Origin of the sequence: Nonomuraea sp. PA05 (genome assembly GCF_008086045.1) — a bacterium.
Classification (GTDB): Bacteria; Actinomycetota; Actinomycetes; order Streptosporangiales; family Streptosporangiaceae; genus Nonomuraea; species Nonomuraea monospora.
Genome location: NZ_VSEY01000001.1, coordinates 553,772 through 577,092, shown reverse-complemented (window position 1 = coordinate 577,092; position 23,321 = coordinate 553,772). Strand labels below are relative to the sequence as shown.

The following is a 23,321-nucleotide window of genomic DNA, read 5'->3' as shown; positions in this document are numbered from 1 at the left end:
GGGAGAAAACTCCAGGTCAGAATCGAGGTACGCGCATGCGCACGGAAACTCTGCCCACCGGTCTGAACGCGCGCCATCACAAGGCCGCGCTCACCGCGTTCATGGTCGTCGTGGTCGCCCACTGGGGCGAGCACATCGCGCAGGCCGTGCAGGTCTACGCGCTCGGCTGGCCGCTGAAGGAGGCGCGCGGCCTGCTCGGCGTGCCCTTCCCGTGGCTGATCTCGTCGGAGTGGATGCACTACGGTTACGCGCTGCTCATGCTGGCCGGGCTGATCATGTTGCGCGGCGGATTCGCCGGCAGGTCCCGTACGTGGTGGAACGTCTCGCTCGGCATCCAGGTCTGGCACCACCTGGAGCACCTGCTCCTGCTCGTCCAGGCGCTCGCCGGTGCGAACCTGCTGGGCCGTCCCGCGCCGACCAGCCTCATCCAGCTCCTCGTGCCGCGCATGGAGCTGCACCTGTTCTACAACGCGCTGGTGTTCGCCCCGATGGTGGTGGCGGTCATCCTGCACCGGCGTCCGCGCGTGTCCGAAGGCGCCGGCATGCGCTGCACCTGCGCCGTCGCCCCGAGCTGGTGATGACGCCCGCCAGGCGGGCCCGCCTGTCCGCCTTCTCCGTGGTGCTCACCCTCTTCGCGGCACTGCTCGTCTACCTGGGGGCGCAGGACGCCGGCACGGTGCTGCGCGCGGCGTTCGCGGAGGGCGAGGCGGGCCGTTTCGTGCCGGTCGAGCTGAGCTGCGTCCAGCATCCCGGGCACGAGTCGTGCGTGTGGACCGGTGACTTCCGCGCCGGCGGCGGGGCGGTCCTGCGGCGCGGTGTCGAGCTGTACGGCAGCGACCGCGCCACGCACCAGGCGGGGCGGCCGGTGCCCGCCGTGGACGTAGGCGCGCCCGCCCGGGTCTACAGCCCCGGCGGCTCCGGCGAGTGGATGTTCCGCGTGCTGCTGCTGGGCGCCGCCGCGGCCGTCCTGTGGTTCCTGTACGGCAGGCGGCCCCGCCGCGCCCCCGCCGCCGTCCCGGTCGCCGCCCGTTCATGACGAGGCCCCGCCGTCGTCCCGCATGACGAGGCCCCGCCGTCGTCCCGCATGACGAGGCCCCGCCGTCGTCCCGCTGCCACACCGTCGTGGCAGCCGGACCCGGCGGGGCCCCGGCGTCTCAGGCCGCCACGAGCAGGGCGTCGTCCGCCACGCGCGCCGTGCTGCGCCCCGGCATCGCCCGCCGCTCGGCCACGGTGACCGTGCTCTCCCGCGTGATGACCGCCACCGCGGCGACGTACCCGTCACCGGGGTGCAGCGAGCGGAAGCGCACGTGCTCGGGAGGCACGTCGAGCGGCCAGCTCAGCAGCGCAGGCTCGGCGTAGGGGCCGCTCACCTCGACCTCCGTGGGCGGGACCCGCAGGCCGTGCCCGGTGGCCTTCAGCGCCGCCTCCTTGCGCACCCAGAGCCGGACGAAGGCCTCATAGCGCTCGTGCCGCGGCAGCGCGTCGAGCTGAGCCTGCTCCCACGGGGTGAGCGCGCAGCGCGCCAGGTCGTCCACAGGCTCGGCGGGAACGGCCTCCACGTCCACGCCCAGCGGCCCCTCCTCGGTCAGCGCCACCACGACCCGGTCGCCCGAGTGCGAGATCGACACGTGGAGGTGGGCGCCGTCACCCTTGAGCTCAGGCTTGCCGTGGTAGCGGTCGCAGTCCGGGCATGACCGGTCCACCGCCACGTCCTGCGGGCTGGTGCCGAGCTGGGCGGCGCTCGCCGTCCGCAGCAGCCACGCTCCCGTGACGAAACGGCGGCGGTCGGCCGCGCGGCGGAACCTCGCCGCCCTGCCCAGCTCACGCTCGCTCAGCACCACGGCCATGCTCTCCTCGGTCCGGTCGTCCGGACCCGCCCACCAGATCTGGCACTGGCCCTGCGTCAGCACCGAAGCAATCATCTGTCGTCCTCCCTGGCGTTACGCGTGACAAGGCGGTGGCAGCCCACCAGTTCCCAACGGTCCACTTCCGGATTGGCGAGGATCTCCCGCACCCGCTCGCCCACCTGAGCGCTCGTGAGCGGCTCGTCGGGGCGCACGCGGATGACGATGGCGCCGGTGGCCTGCGCGAGGTCCTTGTGCCAGCCGGAGGGCAGCAGCGCCATGATGCGGATGCCGTCCACCGGTGAGGCCGGCAGCGGCAGGCCGTGCGCCTGGCGCATCGTCAACTGGATCACCATGGCGGCATGTCCCTCCGGCCGTGGAGGAAAGTGCGCTTCATGTCGGGCCTCCCTGCTCCTGGTCATGTCCTCACAGCTCCACTGTGCGGTGGCGGGAGGCGCCGATCGAGGCGTTGAGGAGGCAGGAAGCTGCATGCGGGGCACCGCATGTTGTCACGGAGGGGCGGTGAGCACACGAAAGAGCCCGGCCTCGGTCACGCCGAGGCCGGGCTGGGGGAAGGGAGGGTCAGGTACGGGTTGATGGGCTCAGGGAATGGGCCGCGGGAGGGTCAGGTACGGGTCGAAGGGCTCAGGGAATGGGCCGCGGGAGGGTCAGAGCGGGACGTTGCCGTGCTTGCGCGGCGCGCTGTGCTTGCGCTTGTCGCGCAGCATGGCCAGGCCGCGGGCGAGCGCCGCCCTGGTGTCCGCCGGGTCGATCACGTCGTCCACGAGCCCCCGCTCCGCCGTGTAGGTGGGGTGGATGAGCTCGCGCTTGTACCGTTCGAGCAGCTCCGCCCGCTCGGTGACGGGGTCGGCGGCCGCGGCGAGCTGACGGCGGTAGATGATGTTGACGGCGCCCTCCGCGCCCATCACGGCGACCTCGTTCGTGGGCCAGGCCAGGGAGAGGTCGGTGCCGATGGAGCGGGAGTCCATGACGATGTACGCCCCGCCGTACGCCTTGCGCAGGATGACCGAGATGCGCGGCACCGTCGCCTCACAGTAGGCGTACAGCAGCTTGGCGCCGTGCCTGATGACGCCCTCGTACTCCTGGTCCTTGCCCGGCAGGAAGCCCGGCACGTCCACGAGCGTCACCAGCGGAATGGAGAAGGCATCACAGAATCTGACAAAACGCGCCGCCTTCTGGGCGGCCTTCGCGTCAAGCACGCCGGCGAGCACCGTCGGCTGGTTGGCCACCAGGCCGACCACCTCGCCGTCGATCCTGGCCAAGGCGCAGATCACGTTGCCCGCCCAGTTCCGGTGGGTCTCCAGGAAGTCCCCGTCGTCCACCAGCTCCGCCAGCACCTCCCGCATGTCGTACAACTTGTGCTGCTCAGCGGGGACGATCTCGGCGAGCCTGGGGCGCACGTCGGTGGCCGCGCCGCAGGGCGGCGCGGCGGGCGGCCTGCCCAGGTTGTTGCTCGGCAGCATCGACAGCAGCTCCCGCACGGCGGCCAGGCACTCCTCCTCGTCGTCGTGCACGAACGTGGCCACGCCGGAACGGCTGCCGTGCACCTGGGCGCCGCCCAGCTCTGCGTGCGTCACCCGCTCGCCCGTGACGGCCTCCACCACGTCCGGGCCCGTCAGGTAGAGCTGCGCGGTGTCGCCGGCCATGAACGTGAAGTCGGCCAGCGCCGTCGAGTAGGCCGCGCCGCCCGCGCACGGGCCCAGCACCACGCTGATCTGCGGGATCACGCCCGACGCCTGCACGTAGCGCTGGAAGATGCCGCCGTAGCCGTTGAGCGACATGACGCCTTCCTGGATCCGCGCGCCGCCGCTGTCGTTCAGCCCGATGAACGGCGCGCCGGTCGACAGCGCCAGCTCCATCACCTTCTGGATCTTCAGGGCGTGCGCCTCGCCGAGCGAGCCGCCGTAGATGGTGAAGTCCTGCGCGTAGACGAACACGCGGCGGCCGTCCACGGTGCCGGAGCCGGTCACCACGCCGTCGGTGTGCGGCCGCTGCCGCTCCATGCCCAGGCCCTGCGCGCGGTGCCTGCGCAACATGTCCAGCTCGACGAACGAGCCCTCGTCCAGCAGCAGGTCCAGCCGCTCGCGGGCGGTGCGCTTGCCGAGCTTGCGCTGCCGCTCCACGCCCCGGTGGTCGCCGTCGGCGATGTCCTGGCGCAGCCTGCCCAGGTCGTCGCGGAGCCGGTCCATCGAGGGGGGCGCCGGCCGTACGGCCCGTTCGAGTTCTTCTGCGGTGATGTCCAGCTCAGAGATGCTCATCGTCTTCTCCTAACAGGCTTCTCCGATTCCTTCAGTGAAAGATCGGAGCCCGCTGGGTGTCACCTCTTGGTGTGCCGGACCGGGCCGTCAGATCCAGTTCTCCTCCTTCGCCCGCAGCGCCGCCTGGAAGCGGTTGGCCGCGCCGAGCCTGGCCATGAGGTCGGCCACGTAGCGGCGGTAGGTGCGTACGGAGATGTCGAGCTCGCGGGCGGCGATCTCGTCCTTGTCGGCCGTCGCCATCACGGTGAGGATGCGCTGCTCCATCTGCGACAGCGCCGGCTCCTCCTCCTGCGGGTCGAGGTGGCGGCGCAGGTCCACGGCGCCCTTCCACAGGCCCTCGAAGTAGATGTAGAGCTGCGAGATCAGCCCCGGCTCGCGCACCAGCAGCGCTCCTGCGGAGTGGTGCGAGGGGTCGATGGGCACGACGGCCACGCTGCGGTCGTACATCAGCATGCGGTCCATGTGCTCCTCGGTGATGCGGATCTCCGCGCCGAGGTTGACCAGCTCACGCAGGTAGGACACCATGCGCGGGTCCTCGACCGCCTTCGGGTGGAAGATCTGCTTGAGCGCCAGCCCGCGGCGCAGCGACCGCTGGTCGAGCGGCAGCGCCGACTCGATCATCACCTCGGTGAACGGGCCGCCGGGATGCAGGCAGAGCGTCTCCTTGTAACAGAAGAACGCCAGGTCGTCCAGGCGCTGACGGACGCGTGCTCCGTCCTCCACCCGTTCGATGTCGAGGACGGCGGCGACCTTGTCGCCCTCCCGCTTGTCGTCCTGGAAGGAGGAAATGGCGTCGCGGGCGCTGAACACCCGGCGAATCTCCGCGTTCAGCTCCTCCATGCGCTGCTCGACCAGGCGTTCGATGGCGACGCGCGGGTCGGTGGCGGTGACGCGGTAGCGGTCGGTGAGGTCCAGCATGGACAGCCTGCTGAGCAGGTCCACGGCCTCCTCGACCGTGTCGGGGTCCATGCCGAGCGCCTCCGGCACGGAGCCGACGCCCTCGCCCTTGTGCTTGAGGAAGAAGCGGTATACCTGTTCCGCCTGCGGGGTGATGCCAATGACCGAGAGATCCATCGCGCACCTCCTGCCTGCACATGGAGCTCGTGGCACCATCATCGGTGCCCGGCGGCCGCGCGTCCCCTCGCATCGTGCTGTGTGCGGGGACCCTAAGGGATCGGGCAGGGCAGGACGGTGGCCGAGCGGGTGGCCCGGTAGCAGGCCGCGCCGGGACAGACCACCTTGGCCACCTGGCCGGGCGTCCCTGGCTCCACCGCGACGGGCTCGTGGCCGAACCGGTGGGCGGCGATCTCCGGCCAGCTCGCCGGGCGCAGCCCGCCCAGCTCGTGCACCAGCGACGTGTCGGCCTCGACGGCCATGCCCTCCAGGTAGGCGGCGTAGTCGCCCTCGCGGTGCCACACCGCGAAGCGCCGCATCGAGTCGGGTAGCGGCAGCGTGTGCCACGGCTGCGCCCTGGACGCCATGGCGAGCAGGAACGCCTCGCTCACCGCCGACTTCACGGTGCGGTCGGCGGCGACGGCCAGCGCGCCCGCGTCCCCGCCGACGGTCACCAGGGCGACGCTGGCGTCCTGGGCCGACAGCACGAACGCCGACACCCGCAGGCCCAGGCCTGCCGCCGCGTCCATCACCCCCGGCGGCAGCAGCCGGTCGAGCTGCTCGGAGACCCGCAGCAGCGGGCGGCGCGGATCGGCCCACCAGCGCGCGACCACGTCGTGGGCGAAGATCTCCGCGATCGCCTCCGGGACGCCGTGGCCGACCACCCCGCTGGTGGCCGGTTCGACGCCGCACTCCTGCCGGTCCAGCCAGACGACCTCGGCGGGCAGCAGGTAGCGGTTGCCGGTCAGCAGGCCCACGCCCGGCACGGTGACGCCCGTGCTCCCGGGCGGGTCGCCGACGAAGTCGTCCAGCCGCAGCTCCTTGGCGGCGGCGCGCCCGCCCGCGCTCCTGGACGGCCGCCCGGCCCCGGACGGCTCGCACAGGGCGCGCACGGCCTCCGCCCTGGCTCGGGCGCGGGCGCGCGTGCGGGCCTCGTGACCGGAGAAGCCGGCCACGATCACCGCCACGTCCGCGCCCCCTTCGCCGGCGGCCTCCGCGTAGGCCAGGTGAACGGCGCCGCCCAGGCAGTCGACCACCTCGTCCACTCCGGCGGTCGACCACGAGCCTGCGGGCACCGACGCCATTGCCACTCCTCAGCCGGGTACAGGAAAGCCTGCGTGCCTTCAGTACAGGTGGCGCCCGCCACGGCAGTCAACGTGCCGCCCCTGATCGAGCAATCGCAGAGAAGCCCGCCGCTGACAGCAACCTGCCAGGCACGCCCAGGTTGCTGCCCGGCCCGCCGCTGTCCCCGCGCCGGTGCCCGCGTGCACCGTGGAGACATGGACTCCTACAACATCACCACACGGTTCCTCGGCGCGGGCCGGGCGGACGCGACCGCGCTCATCACCCGCGCGGGCCCGATCAGCTACGGCGAGCTGCGGTCGCTGGCCGCCCGGGCCGGGAACGCGCTGCGCGCGCTCGGCGTGCGGCGCGGCGACCGGGTGCTCATCGCGGCGGGCGACGGCGCCGAGTTCGTCGCCACCTGGTACGGCGCGCAGCAGATCGGCGCGATCACCGCCGAGGTCTACACCTACCTGCGGCCCAAGGACTACCGCTACTTCGTCGACTACACCAAGCCCAAGGTCGTCCTGGCCGACCCGGCCGTCCTGGACAACCTGCGCGCCGCCGGCGCGACCAGCCTGCTGGTGACGGGATACCCGCGCGGCGGGCCGCGCTCCGGCGAGCACCACTTCGACACGCTCGTCGGCGCCCAGTCCGACAGGCTCGACCCCGTCCCCGTCGGGCCTGAGGACCCGGCGATCTGGAAGTTCACCACCGGCAGCACGGGGGCGCCGCGTGCCTGCGTGCTGCCCGCGCGCAGCCCGCACCGCAGCTTCGAGTGGTACGCGCGCGGCGTGCTGGGCATCCGCGAGGACGACGTCGTGCTACCGGTGCCGAAGCTGTTCTTCGGCTACGCCCGCGACCTGGCCGCGCTGTTCCCGTTCGGCGCGGGCGCCGCGGGCGTGGTCTTCCCCGAGCGGAGCAGGGCCGAGACGATCTTCGAGCTGATCGCCGAGCACCGCCCGACGATCCTGGTGAACGTGCCGACCATGATGAGCGCGATGCTGGCCCACCCCGGCGCCGCCCGCCAGGACCTGAGCTGCCTGCGGCTGTGCACGTCGGCGGGCGAGCCGCTGCCTCCCGAGCTGCACCGGCGCTGGCTCGACACGTTCGGGGTGGAGGTGATCGACGGCATCGGCTCCTCGGAGGCCTACCACATCTATCTGTCCAACCGGCCCGGGCGCGTGCGTCCTGGCACGCTGGGCGAGCTGGTGCCCGGGTATTCGGCCAGGGTGGTGGACGAGCACGGCGCGCGGGTGAGCGACGGCGAGGTGGGCCGGTTGGAGGTCACGGGCGACACGGTGGCGACGGAGTACTGGCAGGAGCCGGTCAAGTCGGCGGGCACGTTCGTCCGCGAGCGCACCGTGCTGTCCGGTGACCTGGTCAGCAGGGACGCCGACGGGTTCTACCGCTTCCACGGCAGGGCCGACGACATGCTGAAGGTGGGCGGGGTGTGGATCGCGCCCGCCGAGATCGAGAACTGCCTGCTGACGCACGAGGCGGTGTCGGAGTGCGTGGTGGTGGGCGAGCAGTCAGGGGGTTTGAGCAGGCCGCGCGCCTACGTGGTGGCCACCGCGCCGGTGTCCGCGGAGGAGTTGAAGGCGTACGTGCGGGGCAGGCTGGCGCCGCACAAGTATCCCAGGGAGATCACGCTCGTGCCCGGACTGCCGCAGACGGCCAACGGCAAGGTCGATCGCCGTGCTCTGGCCGCCTAGAATCCGTCCCTGTAGTCACACCCCCCGAGTGAAGAGGTCGCCCCATGCCGGATCTGGACGAGCCGACTGCCGCGTTCAAGGAGTTCGACCGCGACAGCGACGGCTACATCACGCGCGAGGAGTTCGTGCTCGCGATGAGGTCGCGCGGCGAGGAGGTCACCGCCGCCGAGCTCGACTCGATCTTCAAGGTGTCGGACGAGCACGACGGCGACGTGGACGGGCGCATCTCACTGGCGGAGTTCCTGGTCGCCTGGCACAAGTGACGAGCGCCCGCCGCCGCGGGCGCGTCCCTCAGGCCGGGCTCCCGCGCGGGACCCGGCCGGGACACACGCTTCTCAGGCCGCGCTCCTGCGCGGGAACTGGCCGGGACGCCGTCCTGCGCCCGCGGGGCCGCGGTAGGCCTGGGCGATGTCCAGCCACCGGTCGGCCTCCTCGCCCACCGCGGTGACCGCGACGTCGGCGCGGTGCCTGCGCCGGGTCACCAGCAGGCAGAAGTCCTCGGCGAGCCCGCTGACGCGCTGCTCCGCGTCCTCGGGCCCGTACGCCCACAGCTCGCCGCCAGGCCCGGTGATCTCGAAGCGGAACTCGGCGCCCGGCGGGGTCTCGCCCCGCGACAGGTAGCCGAAGTCCTTCGTGAGCACCGCGAACACCACCAGGTGCCGCAGGCTGTCGCCGCGCCGGAGCGACACCCCGAGCGCATCGGCGATGTCCTGGCCGTGCGCGAACTGCTCCATGATGCCCGCGCACGCGAGCACGATCGGCGGCAGCGGGTTGACCAGCCACGGCACCGTCTGATCCGCCGGCACCGAGGCGAGCCCGCTGACGGCGGCGGAGCGCTGGGCGCGCCACTTGGTCAGCAGGGTGGCGGGGGTGTCGCCGGCGAAGGCCTTGAGCGCGGCGTTCACCGCGCCGTCGAAGTTGTGCTGCGCGTCCTTCGTCAGGTTCTCGAAGGCCGCGGCGTCCGTGGCCGCCGTGGCGGCCAGCCGGAACACGAACGTCAGGTGCGCGATCTGGTCGGCGATCGTCCATCCCGGCGCGGGGGTGGGCAACTGCCACTGGGCCGGTTCGAGTCCTGCCACCAGGCTGTCGAGCTGGTCGCCGTCCGAGGCCAGGTCGCCGAGTACGGCGTCGAGTTCGCTCACGGGTCCGTCCTTTCCACCGATGAAGCGTTGACTGGGGTGAGCGTGGGGAGCCGGTCGGCGACGCGGCGCGCGGCTGACAGGCTCGCCCACGCGGTGAGCTCGATGAGCGTGCGGTCGTCGTGGCCGCCGCTCCGGGTGCTGCGGTAGGCCGCGATGGTGCCGTCGTCGACCTGGTAGGGGGCCAGCGCGGTCAGGAGGGCCAGCGTGGCGGCGGGGCGGAGGCTCGGCGGCAGGCCCGCCGCCGCCTCGGTGGCCCAGGCGCGGCTCGGCGGGCCGACCAGCTTGAGGAGGGGCGGGCCGTTCACCGAAGCGGCCGGGTCGCTGCCCGAAGGCATGGCGGGCGGGCCGCTGCCCGAAGGCATGGCGGGCGGGCCGCCGTCCCATGCCGCGAGCCGTTCCGTGACCAGCGTGCGGACCGGGGCGGGCACCGAGCGCTGCCCGGCCGTCTCGATGGCGGCCGACGCCCTGGCGAACGCGTCGGCGAGGCGGCCGGTGCCCGCCCACGCCAGGTCCGGCGGCACGGGAGCGGCCGGCAGCAGCGGCAGCGACAGACCGGGCGGCGGCGTCCTGCGCGCGGCCGGGCTCATGATCCGGCCGAACAGGCGCAGCGCGGGGCCGCGGGCGCGGCGGGGCAACTCGGGCGGCAGCGGCGAGTCGCCGAGGAACACCGCCACCATCCGGTTGAGGTAGTGGAAGGTGACGGCCACGGCGACGAGGCTCGTGTCAGGTACGCAGGACAGTCCTGCCGCCGCTCCCCCGCCGCCCATGGCGCGGGCCCAGGCCGCCACGGACGCGAGCCGGGGGTCGTCGTGCCCCGGCAGGCCGCGCAACGTGGCGCGGTGCACGTCCACGCAGTACGGGCAGGCGTTGGCGGCCGAGACCTCGCTCGCCACCACCTCCTTGACCACCCGCTCGGCGGCACCCCCGCACAGCAGCGACTCGCGCAGCATCACCCAGCAGGCCGCCAGCACCTCGGGCGCGGGCGAGTGCAGCAGGACGGGCGGGGCGGCCATGCCGAAGTCCCGGACGAGCTGCGCGTACACCCGCGCCACGAGCCCGTGTGCCGCGCGCGGCGGCACCGGGGACACGTGGCGCACCTGGGCGAGCACGCCGCGCGCCGTCGCGAGGGCGAGCATCCGGCCCACGTCACCCTCCCAGGGCGGGCACCAGCGGCGCGGTGCCGCGCCGGCCGGTGGTCGAGCCGCCGGGCGCGGGCGCGCCGTAGGTGACGTCCACCCCGCGTTCGCGGGCCGCGCGGACGATGGCGGGCACGGCGCGTTCGGCGAGGGCGGAGATGGTCATGGCCGGGTTCACGGTGAGCGCGCCGGGCACGGCGGAGCCGTCGGTGACGAAGATGCCCGGGTGGCCGCGCAGCTCGTGCCGGTCGTCGAGGGCGGAGGTGCGCGGGTCGTCGCCGATGCGGCAGGAGGCCAGCGGGTGCACCGTGTACGCGCCGACCAGGTCGTTGGTCCACGGCGTGACGCTGGCCAGGCCGTCGCGTTCGAGGATGTCCTTGCACTCGGCGTCGGCCATCGCCCAGGCGGCCTGCGTGTTGAGCGTCGGCTTGTAGCTGAGCGTGCCGAGCCCGAGCATCTGCTGGGAGACCCGGTCGGCGTTGCCGCGCGCGGGCGGCGGGCCGAAGACGCCCTCGTTGTCGTCCTCGATCATCTGGAAGATGATCAGCCACTTCTGCCAGTGGCTGAGCAGTTCCTTCTTGTCCAGGCCGAACCAGCGCGGGTCCTGGCCGCCGGTCAGCGCGAGGATGGTGCCGAGGCCGGGCGGGAAGTAGAGCTGTTCGAGGGAGAAGCGGGTGTATTCGGGCAGCGAGCCGTCCAGCCGGTCCCAGTTGGCCACCGTGGGCCCCTTGCCGATCTGGAACGCCGCCGGATCGAGCTCCAGGCCGAGCACCTCGCGGACCCGGTCCTCGTTCAGCACGGCGGTGTTGAGGCGTTCGCCGTTGCCGGAGAAGTAGCGTCCGACGGCGTGCGGCATCGGGCCGAGTCCGGCGGCGCTGCGCTGCAGGATGACGGGCGTGGCGGCGGCGCCCGCCGCGAGCACGACGACCTTGGCGTCGATGCTGCCCTCGCCGGCCGTGATCCGGTAGTCCTCGGCGTCCACGAGCTTGTAGTGCACGCGGTAGCCGCCGTCCGGGCTCTTGGCGATGCTCTGCACCTCGTGCAGCGGCCTGATGCGCGCCCCGTGGGCGAGCGCGGCGGGCAGGTAGTTGAGCAGCAGCGACTGCTTGGCGTCGAAGCGGCAGCCGGCCATCATCCAGTTGCAGTTGACGCAGGCGGCGGTGTCCACGGCGGCGGGGACGGGGTTGGCGGTGCGGCCGGCGTGCCGGCAGGCGGCGGCCCACAGCCCGCCGGAGTAGGAGACGTCGTCCCAGCCCTGCCGGGTGATCGCGATCGACTCGGCGACGCGGTCGTACCAGGGGTCGAGCGTGTCGCGGGTGATCGACGACGGCCACATGCGCCGGTTGATGCTGCCGCGCCGGTCGAACACGAAGCGGGGCGCGCGCGGCATCGCGGCGAAGTAGACGACGCTGCCGCCGCCCACGCAGTTGCCGCCGAGCACGCTCATCCCGTCGCCGACCGTGAAGTCGAAGATCCGCGTGTAGGACGAGCCGAGCTTGAAGTCGTGGTCGTACTCGTCGGCGGTCAGCCACGGGCCGCGCTCCAGCATGACCACGTCGGCCCCGCCGGCGGCCAGGTGGTAGGCGGTGATCGCGCCGCCGAAGCCGGTGCCGACCACGAGCACGTCGGTGCGCTCGACGCTGTTCATGCGGGACTCCCTGTGTCGGTGGTGCCGGGGTGGAGGTCGGCGAGCTGCCTGCCGTACGACCAGGCGCGGAAGCGCCACAGGCCGTCCGGGTCCGGCCGGGCCAGCCGCATGGAGGTCAGGCCCGGGTGCCCGGCCTCCAGCGCGGCGACGGTGCCGGTGTGCGCGGCCGAGTCATAGGCCATGTAGCAGAACAGGGACAGCAGCACCCACAGCGCCTTGTCGGGGTGGCCGGGCGCGGTGAGCACGCGGACCAGGGCGGTGCGCTGCTCGAAGTCCAGCGCCACGAACGGCGGGACGTCCCCGTCCAGGTCGAGCCCGTGCTGCCCGGCGTGCTCGCGCGCGTGCTCGTTCAGTGCGCGGGCGTAGCCGTCCAGGCTCGCGTGGATGCCGGTGGCGTCCCAGGTGATCAGCTCCATCGCGCCCGCGGCCACCGCGCCGCCGGTGGGGCTCGCGCCGGCCACCGCCCTGTCCTGGCCGGAGCGCTTGGCGCCGGGGATGATCGTGTCGGCGAACGCCTCGAGCGTGGTGACCATCGTCTCGTGGTCCGTGGAGAGCTGTGCGCTCATGGGCCTTCCTTACGTGGATGAGGCGTCCAGCGCGTCCCTCAGGGTGTTCAGCGCGCGGACGGTCTGGCTGCGTACCGTGGATGACTCGTTGCCCAGGACCCGCGCGGTCTCCTCCACGCTGCGGTCCTCCCAGAAGCGCAGGAAGATGGTGGCGCGCTGGCGGGGGCCGAGCCTGGCCAGCGCGTCCCGCAGCATCATGCGCTGGCTCACCGGGACGTAGGGGTCGTGGGCGGCGCCGGCCTCGGGCGGCACGCCGAACAGGACCTCCCTGGTCCACCGCGACGATCTGCGGTCGCTGATGAGCAGCCGCGTCATGACACGGCGCGCGTAGGGCGCCATCCTGTCCCGCCGTTCGAGCTCCGGCCAGCGCAGGAAGATCGTCATGAGCGTCCGCTGGACCAGGTCGTCCGCCTCGTACCAGTCGTCGGACAGCGCGTACGCGATGCGCCGCAGTGCGGGCCTGGTCTGCTGGACGAAGCGCGTGAATTCTTGTTCGCCCCGCCCTTCGGCCATAATGTTCGCTCCCCGGTTTCCGCCGTCGGTCGATATTCAGAGAATCGATCGGCGTACTTTGCGGCACAACCCCTATCCGCGCGCCCGGCGCCCTTATTCGAGCGGGCACCCCTATTCTCGGTCGCGGCACCCCTAATTCCGCCGCCTCCCCGCCGGCTCGCGGCCGAGGCGCTCGTACGCTCGAAGGATGGCCGATTCCCTTGGTCGCCCGCGTGGCCCCCCGCCTCGCTCCGGCCTCCTCACGACAGTTGACAACAATCAACAGGGTTTTGCAAGGAAAGCCGTCGCGACTTTTCTTCGAAATAGTTTCGCGAACCGTGCAGCATTAACCCGGTCCCAGCGCGTGTACCACCGAAGCGAATTTATCGACGGGGATCCGGAAAACGCGCATCGCCGGCCGATCCGGAAGCGGGAGGCCACATGGACGACGTCATCGAACGAGCGGTCATGCGAGTGATCGACGACATTCAGCAGAACTTCGGTGAGCAACTGACGATCGACGACATGGCGCACACCGCGATGTTCAGCAAGTTCCACTTCTCACGGGTGTTCCAGCGGGTCACGGGGCTGTCACCAGGCCGGTTCCTGTCGGCCGTGCGGCTGCGCGAGGCCAAGCGGCTGCTCGCCTCGACCTCGCTGAACATCGCCTACATCAGCCATCAGGTCGGCTACTCCAGCGTCGGCACGTTCAGCAGCCGGTTCACGCGGAGCGTCGGCCTGTCCCCCAGCCGGTACCGCCAGGTCCTGGGCGTGCCGAGGATGAGCTCGGTGGGCGGGGCGAGCCGGTCGCGGGGCGGCGGCACCGCCACCGTGCACGGCACGGTCATCTCGCCGCTGCCCGACCGGCCGGTCTTCGCCGGGATGTTCACCGGGCAGCTCCTGGAGGGCAAGCCCGCCAGCTACACGGTGCTCAGCCGGCCCGGCCCGTTCGTCATGGACGACGTGCCCGCGGGGCACTGGTACCTGCTGGCCCAGTCGGTGGCCGACGGCTGCGACGAAGCCGTCAACCTGCCGCCCGCCAGCGACGTCTCGCTGTGCGTGGCGCGCCGCGGCCCCATCGCGGTCGGCGCCGGCGGCGGCAGCCACCGGGCCGACCTCACGCTCAGGCCGATGGGCAGCTTCGACCCGCCGCACCTGCTCGCCCTGGGCGACGTGCTGGCCGCGTGGCAGGAGGACACCGGGTGAAGGCGACCACGGACGCGCAGGGGCCGCGAGCGGTGAGAGATCACCGCTCGCGGCCCTTTTTTCAGCGCTTCTACAGGACTTCGACGGTCATCGGCAGCCCGCCGCGCACCCGTAGCGACAGCATCGCCTCGGGCACCGCCGGCCGCCCCGGCAGGCTCGTCAGCCGCAGCTCGCGCGCCACCGACGCCAGCACGAACACGGCCTCCATCATCCCCAGGTGGCTGCCGACGCAGAACCTCGGGCCGGCGCCGAACGGGATGTAGGCGTACCTGGGCCGGTCGGAGCGCGCGCCCGGCGCGAACCTGCCGGGGTCGAACCGCTCCGGGTCCGGCCACCACGCCGGATGCCGGTGCAGCGTGTACGGGCTGATCAGCACGTCCGCCCCGGCGGGCACCCGGTACCCGCCCACCTCGTCGCCCGTCACCGCCACCCGGGTCAGCGCCCACACCGGCGGGTAGAGCCGCATGACCTCCTCCAGCACCATGGTGGTGTAGGTGAGCCTCGGCAGGTCGTCCACGGTCGGCGGCCGGTCCCCCAGCACGGAGACGGCCTCCTCGCGCAGCCGCTCGCGCACGTCCGGATGGCGGTCCAGCAGGTGGAAGGCCCACGACAGCGTGCTCGCGGTGGTCTCGTGCCCGGCCAGCAGGATCGTGATCAGCTCGGCGCGCAGCCGGTCGCGGCCCATCCGCGGGTCGGGCGCACGCCCGGCGGCGGCGATCAGGCGGGACAGCAGGTCCTCCCCGCCGGTCGGATGCTCGATCCGGTGGGCGACCAGGGCGTCCACGACCCGGTGCAGCTCGCGGCGCGAGCGGCGGAAGCGCAGGTGCAGCGGGAGCGGCAGCCACAGCGGCACCGCGCCCAGCGTCACCATCTCGAACATCGCCTGGTCCTGGACACCCTCGAAGCCGTGCCCGATGGACTCGTACGCGCCGAGGTCGGCCTCCAGCAGCGTCCGCCCGAGCACGCCGAGCGTCAGCGCGGTCATCTCGTGCGCCACGTCCACGGGCCCGCCGCCGGCGTGCGCGCGCAGCCTGGCCACCAGCCTGCCCGTCTCCTCGGCGACGGCCGTGTCCTGCCTGGCCAGCCGCTTGTTCTGGAACAGCGGCTGGATCGCCTTGCGCTGGTCGCGCCACACCTGGCCGTGGCTGGTCAGCAGCCCGTCGCCGAGCACCCGCCTGGCCTCGGACAGGCCGAGGCCCTTGCGGTAGCCGGCGTTGTTGTCGGCCAGCACGTGCTTGGCGTGGTCGGGGTGGTTGAACAGGTACAGGCTCTTCGGGCCGATGGTGAGCCTGACGGCGTCGCCGTACCTGGCCACGGCGCCGGACAGCATGCCCAGCCGGTCCGAGACGAGCTGCCTGAACAGGGCGGGCCCGGCCCACAGCGGCGGGCCCGGCGGCGTGGCACGCACGCGTGCCGGCGCCGCCGGTCGAGTCTGAACGGCCATCACGCCGCGGCCTGTTCGAGCGAGGCGAACCTGCCCCGGTAGACCAGCAGCCCGTCGCTGCCCGGACGCTGCCGCATCGACAGCACCTTGCCGAGGAAGATCGTGTGGTCGCCGCCGTCGTAGGTGCGCCACAGGTCGCACTCGAAGCACACGGCAGCGTCCGCGATCAGCGGCACGTCCGTGAGCTCGCCGGGCACCACGTCCACCGCGGCGAACTGGGCGGCGCCCGTCTCGCGGTAGCGGTTGGCGAAGTGCCTGGCCTCGGCCTCCTGGTGGGCGGCCAGCACCGACACGCCGAAGAACGAGCTTCCGTCGAGGAACCTGTGCATGCTCGCCGACTTCGCCACGCAGATCAGCAGCAGCGGCGGGTCGAGCGAGACAGAGGTGAAGGAGTTGGCCGTCATGGCGTGAGGGACCGGACCGCCCGTCGTCACCACGGTCACGCCGGTGGCGAAGGCGCCGAACGCGTGACGCAACGCCGCGGCGTCGGTCACACTCTCGGTCAGTGCGGTTGATGAGGAGACGTGCACGCTGACCTCCTGTGATCGGCGTCTAGGCGGCGTACGGTTCGAGCGCGCCCACCAGAGCCGGCGGCACCCTCGACGGGACGGTCCTGGTGTTCGGGCCCCGCATGCAGGCGACCCGCTGCCGGCCGCGGGCGACGAGCAGTTCCCCGTCGCCCGGGCCGACACGCACGTAGTCGAAGCCGAACTCGAGCTGGGTCTGGGCGAGCTCGATCAGGCGCATCCTGATCGACAGCTCGTCGAAGGCGGTGATCTCGGCGAAGAACTCGCAGTCGACCTTGAGGGTGAACAGCTTGAGGTCGTCCTGGAGGTCGGCGAGCACCTCGGGGGCGCACTCCTTGAGGAAGATCTCCCTGCATCTGCCCTGCCAGCGCAGGTAGTTGACGTAGTAGACGTTGCCCACCAGGTTGGTCTCCTCGAAACCCACCGTGTGGCGATACTCGAAGTACTTGTCCATGGTCATGACCGCCCTTCGGTGAGTACCGCGACCACCACGGGGGCGTCGAGGCCGCGCACGGTGGTCGCGAGGGTCGCGATGCGGGCGTCCGGCGTGTCCAGGACCACCCAGCCGTCGCCGGAGCCCGCACGCGCCTCCGGCGCACCGGGCGCGGAAAGCCCGGCGTCGCGCAGGCAGGCGGTCGCGGCGCGGACGCGGGCCGCGGCGACGTCGCCGCTCTCCCCCGCCTGCGTGGCGATCCGCTCGGCGAGCGCCGTGTACGCGGCCTCCGCCACGCCGGCCGGCTCCTGCGGCTCGGCGCCGACCGGCCCTTGCGCTGCCTCGCCGACCGGTGTGACGGCGCAGGCCACCGTCCCGGCACCGGCGACGCAGAACGTCAGACCGGGTATGTGAGCCAGCGCGCTGCCACCCGCCGGCGCGTCGTGCAGCCGCTGCCGCGCCAGCTCCGTCAGCTCGTCGCCGGGTTCCGCGACGACCGCGACACTCGCGCCGACCAGATCCCCGAGCCGCCTCTCGACGTACGGCCCCAGCAGCGCCGCGGCCCACGGCCCGCGGCCGTCCTGCTTGCGCACGGCCTGCAGCCGCAGCCCCTCCCAGCGCTCCACGAGGTCACCGGTCTTGGTGCGGACCGCGATGTCGTACACGTAGGTGTCGCCGTCCCTGCTCCGCTCGGCCGCGCAATACCGCACCTCGTCGAGGTCGTCCAGCGCGGCCCCGCCGGGGCGCACCCGGTCGATGCCGGTGGGCAGGAGCGTGGCGTCGGGCACGCACACCTGGTTGCCGTGCATGAGCGCGTCCCGCATGCCGGGGTCGCCGAGCAGCAGGTCGCCCGGCAGGTATCCGGCGAACCAGGAGCCGTCCCGCTCCACGGCGAGGTCGGCGTCCACGTGGCGGGCCGCCGCCCGGTGGTAGCGGCGCAGCCGCTGGAAGCGGCTGCCCTGGAAGAGCACCTGCCCGTACAGGTCGGTGTCGGGGTCGAGGGCGACAGGGGGCAGCCCGTCCGGGATCTGGCCGGGCGGGCCCTCGGGGGCGGGCCCGGCGTCGAAGCGGAGTTCGGCGCTGAAGTGGTCGACCTCGAAGCCGGTCTCCGCGCTGCGGATGGTGACGGCCACCGTGTCGTCGCCGGTGGCGGCGGCGGCGATCCTGAGGGTGGTGCTCGACCCGGGCGGCACGATGATCGGCCGGGAGAACGCGGCCCGTTCGATGACCGGCGCCTCCTGACGGCCGGTGGCGGCGCAGGCCACCTGGCTCATGGCCTCCATGCCGATCACGGCGGGGAACAGCAGGTTCCCGTCGAGCAGGTGGTCGGCCAGGTAGAGGTCGGTGCCGGCGTTCAGCTCGACCTCGCTGACCAGCTCCACCCCGTGGTAGCGGATCAGCGGGGTGCCGACGAAGCGCAGCAGCGGCAGCTCGGGCTCGTCGCGCCGGACGGTGCCGACGCCCTCGGTGCGCCCGCTGATCACCACGACGCCCTCGACCGCGGGGTCGGTGACGAGCCTGCGCATGATCCGCACGCCCTGCTCGACGGGGATCGGGGTGATGCCCTGCTCGGTCAGCTTGTCGACCACGGACAGGCGTTCACCCATGCCGACCTCGGACCACACCGACCATTCCAGGCACAGGCACCTGGTGTCCGGGTTGGCCGCGCCCGCCTCGGCGGTGAGGTCGGCCAGCCACTCGTTGGCGGTGGCGTAGTGCGCCTCGCCCTGCAGCCCCGCCCTGCCGATGATGCTGCCCAGGGTGACCAGCAGGCGCAGCCTGCCGGGGTCCACGGCGGCGAGCACGTTGCGCAGGCCGTCCACCTTGGGGGCGAACGTGCGGGCGAAGGCGTCCAGGGTCAGGCTGCCGATGCCGGCGGGGGCGTTGTAGCCGGCGCCGTGCAGGATCGCGGTGACCGGGCCGAGCGCCTGCTCTCCCGCGGCGACGGCCTGGCGTACCTGATCGGGGTCGGCGGCGTCGGCCCTGGCGTAGTGGACGGTCAGGCCGGAGCCGGCCATCCGCCGCAGATTGGCGGCCAGCTCCTCGTCCTGGGCGGGGTCGGAGCGGCCGAGCAGCAGCAGCTTGGCAGCGCCCGGAACCTCACCCGCCATGGTGATCGCGCACTCCGCCGTGATGCCCTTGCCGCCGCCGGTGACGAGCAGCACGTCGTCCGCCGTGAGCGGCTGCTCCTCGCGTTCCTGACCGGCGGGCATGGCGCGCAGGGTGGGCACCCGCCGCACCCCGGCGCTGTCGTAGTGCACCTCCGAGAAGTCCGAGGTGGCGGCTACCTCGGCGACCACCTGACCGATCAGCTCGGGGGTCTCCGGCACGTGCACGACGGTAGTGCGCAGCCCGGGGGCCTCCAGGTGGAGCGTCTTGGCCAGCCCGGCCGCTCCCCTGCCGTGCTGGACGAGGACGAACCGGGCGCCGGGCCCCGCCGAGAGCGCCGACTTGGCGCCGAGCAGTGCCTGCTCCAGATCCTCTGCAGCGCAGTGCGGCGGTAGGCACACCAGCACACCTGAACCGACCTTCTCCTGTTCGAGAGCCTCCTTCAGCGGTCGCGCGAGTGCCGTGCCCGCGGGCGCGAACAGCTCCCACCGGCCTTGCCGCTCCTCGGCCGCCCGCCGGGGCACCGGCAGCTCGTCCAGGTCGACGGTGAACGGCCGCACCCAGGTGGCCGCGGCGGCGACACCGTGGGCCCGCCGGTCGCGCGGCTGGGCCGCCAGCCTGTCGAGCGCCTCGCCGAGCTCGCCCAGGGTGGCGGTGGCCACGTTGGGCAGTTGCACGGCGGGCATGCCGAGGTGCTGGGTGGCCTGGTCGAGGATGTGCATGACGGTGACGGAGCTGAGGTGCAGGCCGTCGAGCGGCTTGCTGTCCGCGGTGACCAGCTCCAGCGGCAGTTCCACGCGTTCGGCGGCCAGGCGGCGCAGCAGGTCCGTGGTGGACTCGCCGTCGCGCTTGGCGCCCTCCTGCGGGGGCTGTCCGGCGGCGGCCCGCGTGGCGGCCTTGGGGACCGCCTTGACGAAGGGTTTCGGCGCGGACTCCGCCGGGCTGGCGAAGAACGAGAACTCTGTCCCGATCTCCAGGGGGTGCACGAGGCGGCCGTGGAACAGCTCCTCGTGCGCGACGGGCACGCCGCTCACGTGGGCGGCGGCGACCACGGCGAGCAGCCCGGTGAGCGACTCGCCGTCGGTCTCCAGCGCGACGGCGGGCACGTCGGTCAGCTCGCCGGCCAGCCCGCTGAGCACCCGGCCGGGGCCCACCTCGACGAGCAGGTCGAGCCCGTCGGCGGCGGCCCGCACGGCCTGGGCGAATCGCACGGGGGCGGTGATCTGCCGCAGGAGCAGCGCGGTGACGTCGGTGCCGCCGTTCAGCTCGGCGCCGGTGACGGTGGAGACGACCCGGCGGGCGAGGGGCGTGAACCGCTCGCCGTCCAGGGCCTCGCCGAGCGCCTGCGCGGCGGGCGCCACCAGCGGCGAGTGGAAGGCGTGCGAGACGTTGAGCCTGGTCCAGGTGAGGCCCTGCCTGGCGGCGGCCTGCCCGACCTGCTCGATCGCGTCCACGGGGCCGGCCACGACGGTCTGGTTGGGCGAGTTGTAGCCGGCGATCACCACGGGCAGGTCGCCGATCAGCCGCTGGGCGTCCTCGGGCCCGGCGCGCAGCCCGGCCATCGTGCCGGAGTCGCTGTGCCGTTCCATGGCCCGGCCGCGCTTGCCCGCGACGCGCAGGAGCGCGTCCTCGTCCATCGCGCCGGCCCAGCACAGGGCGGACAGCTCGCCGAGGCTGTGCCCGACGCCGACCTCCGCCTCGATGCCGAGCGCGGACAGCGCGCGCACCCCGGCCATGGAGCCGGTGGCGATGCGCGGCTGGGCCACCGAGGTGGCCACCATGTCGCCGGTGGCGGGCAGGTTCGCCGTCCGGTAGAGCTCGTCCACGCACGGCAGGCGCCTGCGCAGCGCGCCGCCGCCGGTGCCGCGGCCCGAGCCCTGGCCGGGGAAGAGGAAGCCGAGGCGGGGCCTGGCAGAGGCGCGGCGCAGCCACGCCTTGCCGTCCGGGGTGAACAGCTCGTCCTCGCCGGAGTCCAGCGCGGTCAGCACCCGGCCGAGCTGCCGTTCGGCGTCCTCGGGCGAGGCGACGACGGCCGCCGCGCGGTACGGCAGGCCGCGCAGCCCGCCGCGCAGCGTCCCGGCCAGGTCGCCGAGCTGGGCGTAGGAGACGGCGGGCACGAACGCGGCCACCTCGGCCACGCGCCCGCGCAGCTCCTCGCGGGTGGCCGCGTCGAACAGGAACAGCTCCGCGTCCTGCTGGGCGGTCGCCAGCGCCCTGGTCCTGCTGGACATCCTGCGTTTCGGCGCGTCGGCCTCCAGCACGACGTGCGTGTTGATGCCGCCGAACCCCATGGCGGTGACGCCGGCGCGCAGCGGGCGCCCGTCGGGCCACGGCTCCGCCTGGCGCAGCACGCGCAGCGCGGCGGGCTCCTCGGCGAGCACGGGGTGCGGGTCGACGCAGCCGATGGTCGGCGGCAGCACCTGCTCGTGGACGGCCATGGCGGCCTTGATGAGGCCCGCCACCCCGGCCGCCGCCTTGGCGTGGCCGATCATGCCCTTGATGGAGCCGACGGCCGCCGGCGGCGCCGACGGGTCGGCGGCGGCCCTGGACTGCGACAGCGCGGTCAGCTCCGTCGCGTCGCCGATGGCGGTCCCGGTGCCGTGGCCCTCGAACAGGGACACGGTCTCGATGCCGAACCCGGCCCGCTCGTAGGCGCGGTCGAGCGCCAGCCGGTACCCCTTGATCTCGGGGCGCGTCATGCCGCCCTTGCCGTCGGAGGAGATGCCCCATCCGGCGACGGTGGCGTAGACGCGGTGCCCGGCGGCCCGCGCGTCGGCCTCCCGCATCAGCACCACGATGCCGCAGCCCTCGCCTGGCCAGAACCCGTTGGAGTGCCGGTCGTAGAGCCGGAACTCGCCCTTGGCCAGCGCGCCCGTCTTGGCGAAGCCGATCACCTCGAACGGGTCGATGGACAGGTCCACGCCGCCGGCGATCGCCACGTCCAGCTCGCCGTCGGTGAGCGCCTTGGCGGCGGTGACCACCGACAGCAGCGAGGAGGAGCAGGCGCCGTCCACGATGTAGCCGCCGCCGTGCAGGTCGTAGTGGTTGCAGATGCGGCCGGCGATCGTGTTGGCCAGCCCGCCTGCGAGGGTGTCCTCGTCCACGGGCGGGAACGGGTCCTTGTAGACCTCCTCATAGCCGGCCAGGAACGTGGCCAGCCGGTCGTCGTCCCAGCCCTGCTCCTTCAGGGCGGCGGCGAGCGTGCGCCGCACGTACGGCCAGCGCAGCCGCATGACGTTGGCGCGGGTGAACTCGCCGGTCAGCGTGTTGCCGACGACGACGCCCGTGCGGGCGCGGGGCAGCCCGTCGCCCTCGGGGAAGCCGGCGTCGGCCAGGGCGCGGCCGGCCATGTCGAGGGCGAGCCAGTGGGTCAGGTCGGTGGAGCGGTAGGTGCTGCCCGCGATGCGGTGCGCCATCCGGTCGAAGGTGTAGCCCTCGATGACCGCGGCGGTCCTGGCGTAGAAGGTGTCGGGCGTGGCCGGGTCGGGGTCCCAGTAGTCCTCCAGCCGCATGCGCGCGTCGGGCAGCCGGCGGAAGGCCCTGCGCCCGGCGACGGCGTTCTCCCACAGCTCGCGGGGTGAGGCGGCGTCGGGGTAGCGGCAGGCCATGCCGACCATCGCGATCCTGGTCATGCCTTCGCGACCTCTCTGCGTGAGTCGGCGACCGCCTGCGCGGCGGCCGCGGTCACCCTGGCGGCGTCCAGCGCCCTGGCCTTCTCCACGATGTGCAGCGACCAGAGGAAGCCGCCGCGGATCAGGCAGACGGCCGCGGTGGCGAAGAAGATCCCGTACGGGATGTTCATGCCCATGAGCAGGCCGTACACGACGGCGACGCCACCGCCGAAGGCCACCTGGGACAGCGGCCTGGACGGCGTGGTGCCGGGGTCGGTGATCATGTAGTTGGTGAAGAGGATGAACGCGACGCCGGTCATCATCGACAGGCCGCCCAGGATGGAGATGTCGTCGATGAGGAGCCCGCGCACGATCGCCTGCAGCGCGTAGCCGCCCACCCAGGCGCCGATCAGCCACATCCGGTTGGTCAGCTTGCCATTGAGCATGGTGCCGCCGACGATGATGACGGCGGGGATGATCCAGTCGATCGGGTTGCCGACGTTCTCGGTGAAGTGGTACGGCGGCGCGATGCTGGCCCACGGGAAGATGAGCAGGATCACCGCGATGCCGAGGTTGGAGGGGTTCATGAAGTGCCGCAGCCGGCCGCGGACCGGCGCTCTGAGCACCCACTTGGCGCCGACGGCGACGACGACGCCGAACATCATGACCAGCACCTGGTCGTTGACGTAGGTCAGCATGTTGAGGGCGATCGAGGTGATGTGCGCCGGCAGGAGGAACTCCATGAGGCCGCGCGGCCCGTTGCCGAGGAACCTGGGCGCCCTGCCCTCGGAGCGGGCGCCGATGACCTCCAGCACGATCTCCACGGTGTAGCCGGTGGCCAGCGCCACGAAGGGCCAGGTCCACGGCTGTTCGAAGCCGAACCAGGTGTAGCCGAGGACGTTGAACACCGTGATGGAGATGGCGAACCTGCGCAGCGCGGTGATGACCTTGGGATCGTGACCCGGCTTGATGGTGACCGCCTTGTCTGCCATGT

20 protein-coding genes are annotated in these 23,321 nt (G+C 72.8%); 5 read left to right on the top strand and 15 right to left on the bottom strand.

The features are described from left to right. Nucleotides 1–35 precede the first annotated feature (35 nt). Both FXF51_RS02905 and FXF51_RS02900 read left to right on the top strand, forming a co-directional pair. Nucleotides 36–578, top strand: a complete 543-nt coding sequence (locus FXF51_RS02905) for a hypothetical protein (protein ID WP_148432624.1) — start codon at nt 36–38, stop codon at nt 576–578. Beyond that, nucleotides 578–1,036, top strand: coding sequence for a hypothetical protein (locus FXF51_RS02900; RefSeq protein ID WP_148432623.1), 459 nt, complete (start codon nt 578–580; stop codon nt 1,034–1,036). Before FXF51_RS02905 ends, FXF51_RS02900 begins: the two co-directional genes overlap by 1 nt. 118 nt (nt 1,037–1,154) lie before the next feature. Here the strand turns inward: FXF51_RS02900 and FXF51_RS02895 are convergent, their stop codons facing one another. The 5 genes from FXF51_RS02895 to FXF51_RS02875 form a co-directional block, all read right to left on the bottom strand. Continuing rightward, nucleotides 1,155–1,922, bottom strand: a complete 768-nt coding sequence (locus FXF51_RS02895; protein WP_148432622.1) for a 4'-phosphopantetheinyl transferase family protein — start codon at nt 1,920–1,922, stop codon at nt 1,155–1,157. Then, entirely contained in the window at nt 1,919–2,200 is a 282-nt protein-coding gene (locus FXF51_RS02890; RefSeq protein WP_148432621.1) for a hypothetical protein, read from the bottom strand. The genes FXF51_RS02895 and FXF51_RS02890 overlap by 4 nt, the downstream gene beginning before the upstream one ends. A 312-nt stretch (nt 2,201–2,512) precedes the next feature. Further along, entirely contained in the window at nt 2,513–4,123 is a 1,611-nt protein-coding gene (locus FXF51_RS02885) for an acyl-CoA carboxylase subunit beta (RefSeq protein ID WP_222871092.1), read from the bottom strand. 87 nt (nt 4,124–4,210) lie between these two features. Then, nucleotides 4,211–5,197 (bottom strand): LuxR C-terminal-related transcriptional regulator, encoded by a 987-nt coding sequence (locus FXF51_RS02880; RefSeq protein WP_187414133.1) that lies wholly within the window; start codon nt 5,195–5,197, stop codon nt 4,211–4,213. Between the two features lie 92 nt (nt 5,198–5,289). Continuing rightward, nucleotides 5,290–6,321 carry a hypothetical protein gene (locus FXF51_RS02875; protein ID WP_148432619.1) on the bottom strand — a complete coding sequence of 344 codons (1,032 nt, stop codon included), beginning with the start codon at nt 6,319–6,321 and terminating at the stop codon, nt 5,290–5,292. A 195-nt stretch (nt 6,322–6,516) separates the two neighbouring features. On the opposite strand from FXF51_RS02875, the gene FXF51_RS02870 reads away from it, so the two are divergent. Together FXF51_RS02870 and FXF51_RS02865 are read left to right on the top strand one after the other, a co-directional pair. Further along, entirely contained in the window at nt 6,517–8,013 is a 1,497-nt protein-coding gene (locus FXF51_RS02870) for a benzoate-CoA ligase family protein (RefSeq protein ID WP_148432618.1), read from the top strand. Between the two features lie 44 nt (nt 8,014–8,057). After that, a complete protein-coding gene (locus FXF51_RS02865; protein WP_148432617.1) occupies nt 8,058–8,276 on the top strand; it encodes an EF-hand domain-containing protein in 219 nt (72 codons plus the stop codon). A gap of 72 nt (nt 8,277–8,348) precedes the next feature. Here FXF51_RS02865 and FXF51_RS02860 read toward each other — a convergent pair whose 3' ends face one another. From FXF51_RS02860 to FXF51_RS02840, 5 genes are read right to left on the bottom strand one after another with little or no spacing between them, the layout of a single operon-like run. After that, on the bottom strand, nt 8,349–9,155 hold the full coding sequence (locus tag FXF51_RS02860) for a TIGR03084 family metal-binding protein (RefSeq protein WP_148432616.1): 807 nt from the start codon (nt 9,153–9,155) through the stop codon (nt 8,349–8,351). Beyond that, nucleotides 9,152–10,291 (bottom strand): carboxymuconolactone decarboxylase family protein, encoded by a 1,140-nt coding sequence (locus FXF51_RS02855; RefSeq protein ID WP_148432703.1) that lies wholly within the window; start codon nt 10,289–10,291, stop codon nt 9,152–9,154. Before FXF51_RS02855 ends, FXF51_RS02860 begins: the two co-directional genes overlap by 4 nt. A 10-nt stretch (nt 10,292–10,301) precedes the next feature. Continuing rightward, nucleotides 10,302–11,939 (bottom strand): GMC family oxidoreductase N-terminal domain-containing protein, encoded by a 1,638-nt coding sequence (locus FXF51_RS02850; protein ID WP_148432615.1) that lies wholly within the window; start codon nt 11,937–11,939, stop codon nt 10,302–10,304. Continuing rightward, nucleotides 11,936–12,505 carry a DUF5987 family protein gene (locus FXF51_RS02845; RefSeq protein ID WP_148432614.1) on the bottom strand — a complete coding sequence of 190 codons (570 nt, stop codon included), beginning with the start codon at nt 12,503–12,505 and terminating at the stop codon, nt 11,936–11,938. Before FXF51_RS02845 ends, FXF51_RS02850 begins: the two co-directional genes overlap by 4 nt. Before the next feature lie 9 nt (nt 12,506–12,514). After that, entirely contained in the window at nt 12,515–13,018 is a 504-nt protein-coding gene (locus FXF51_RS02840) for a SigE family RNA polymerase sigma factor (protein ID WP_148432613.1), read from the bottom strand. 420 nt (nt 13,019–13,438) lie between these two features. Between FXF51_RS02840 and FXF51_RS02835 the strand changes: the two genes are divergently transcribed. Further along, a complete protein-coding gene (locus tag FXF51_RS02835) occupies nt 13,439–14,203 on the top strand; it encodes a helix-turn-helix domain-containing protein (RefSeq protein ID WP_148432612.1) in 765 nt (254 codons plus the stop codon). A 70-nt stretch (nt 14,204–14,273) separates the two neighbouring features. On the opposite strand, the gene FXF51_RS02830 is transcribed toward FXF51_RS02835, so the two are convergent. Genes FXF51_RS02830 through FXF51_RS02810 form a run of 5 tightly spaced genes read right to left on the bottom strand, consistent with a single transcriptional unit; the run spans nt 14,274 to nt 23,319 of the window. Continuing rightward, nucleotides 14,274–15,611 carry a cytochrome P450 gene (locus tag FXF51_RS02830; RefSeq protein ID WP_262379249.1) on the bottom strand — a complete coding sequence of 446 codons (1,338 nt, stop codon included), beginning with the start codon at nt 15,609–15,611 and terminating at the stop codon, nt 14,274–14,276. A 35-nt stretch (nt 15,612–15,646) separates the two neighbouring features. After that, the gene (locus tag FXF51_RS02825; RefSeq protein WP_148432610.1) at nt 15,647–16,177 is read right to left on the bottom strand and encodes a flavin reductase family protein; all 531 of its coding nucleotides are present in this window, start codon (nt 16,175–16,177) and stop codon (nt 15,647–15,649) included. 22 nt (nt 16,178–16,199) lie between these two features. Continuing rightward, entirely contained in the window at nt 16,200–16,634 is a 435-nt protein-coding gene (locus FXF51_RS02820; RefSeq protein ID WP_262379248.1) for an acyl-CoA thioesterase, read from the bottom strand. After that, on the bottom strand, nt 16,631–22,348 hold the full coding sequence (locus FXF51_RS02815) for a type I polyketide synthase (protein WP_148432609.1): 5,718 nt from the start codon (nt 22,346–22,348) through the stop codon (nt 16,631–16,633). Before FXF51_RS02815 ends, FXF51_RS02820 begins: the two co-directional genes overlap by 4 nt. Beyond that, on the bottom strand, nt 22,345–23,319 hold the full coding sequence (locus FXF51_RS02810; protein WP_148432608.1) for an enediyne biosynthesis protein: 975 nt from the start codon (nt 23,317–23,319) through the stop codon (nt 22,345–22,347). The genes FXF51_RS02815 and FXF51_RS02810 overlap by 4 nt, the downstream gene beginning before the upstream one ends. Nucleotides 23,320–23,321: the final 2 nt, after the last annotated feature.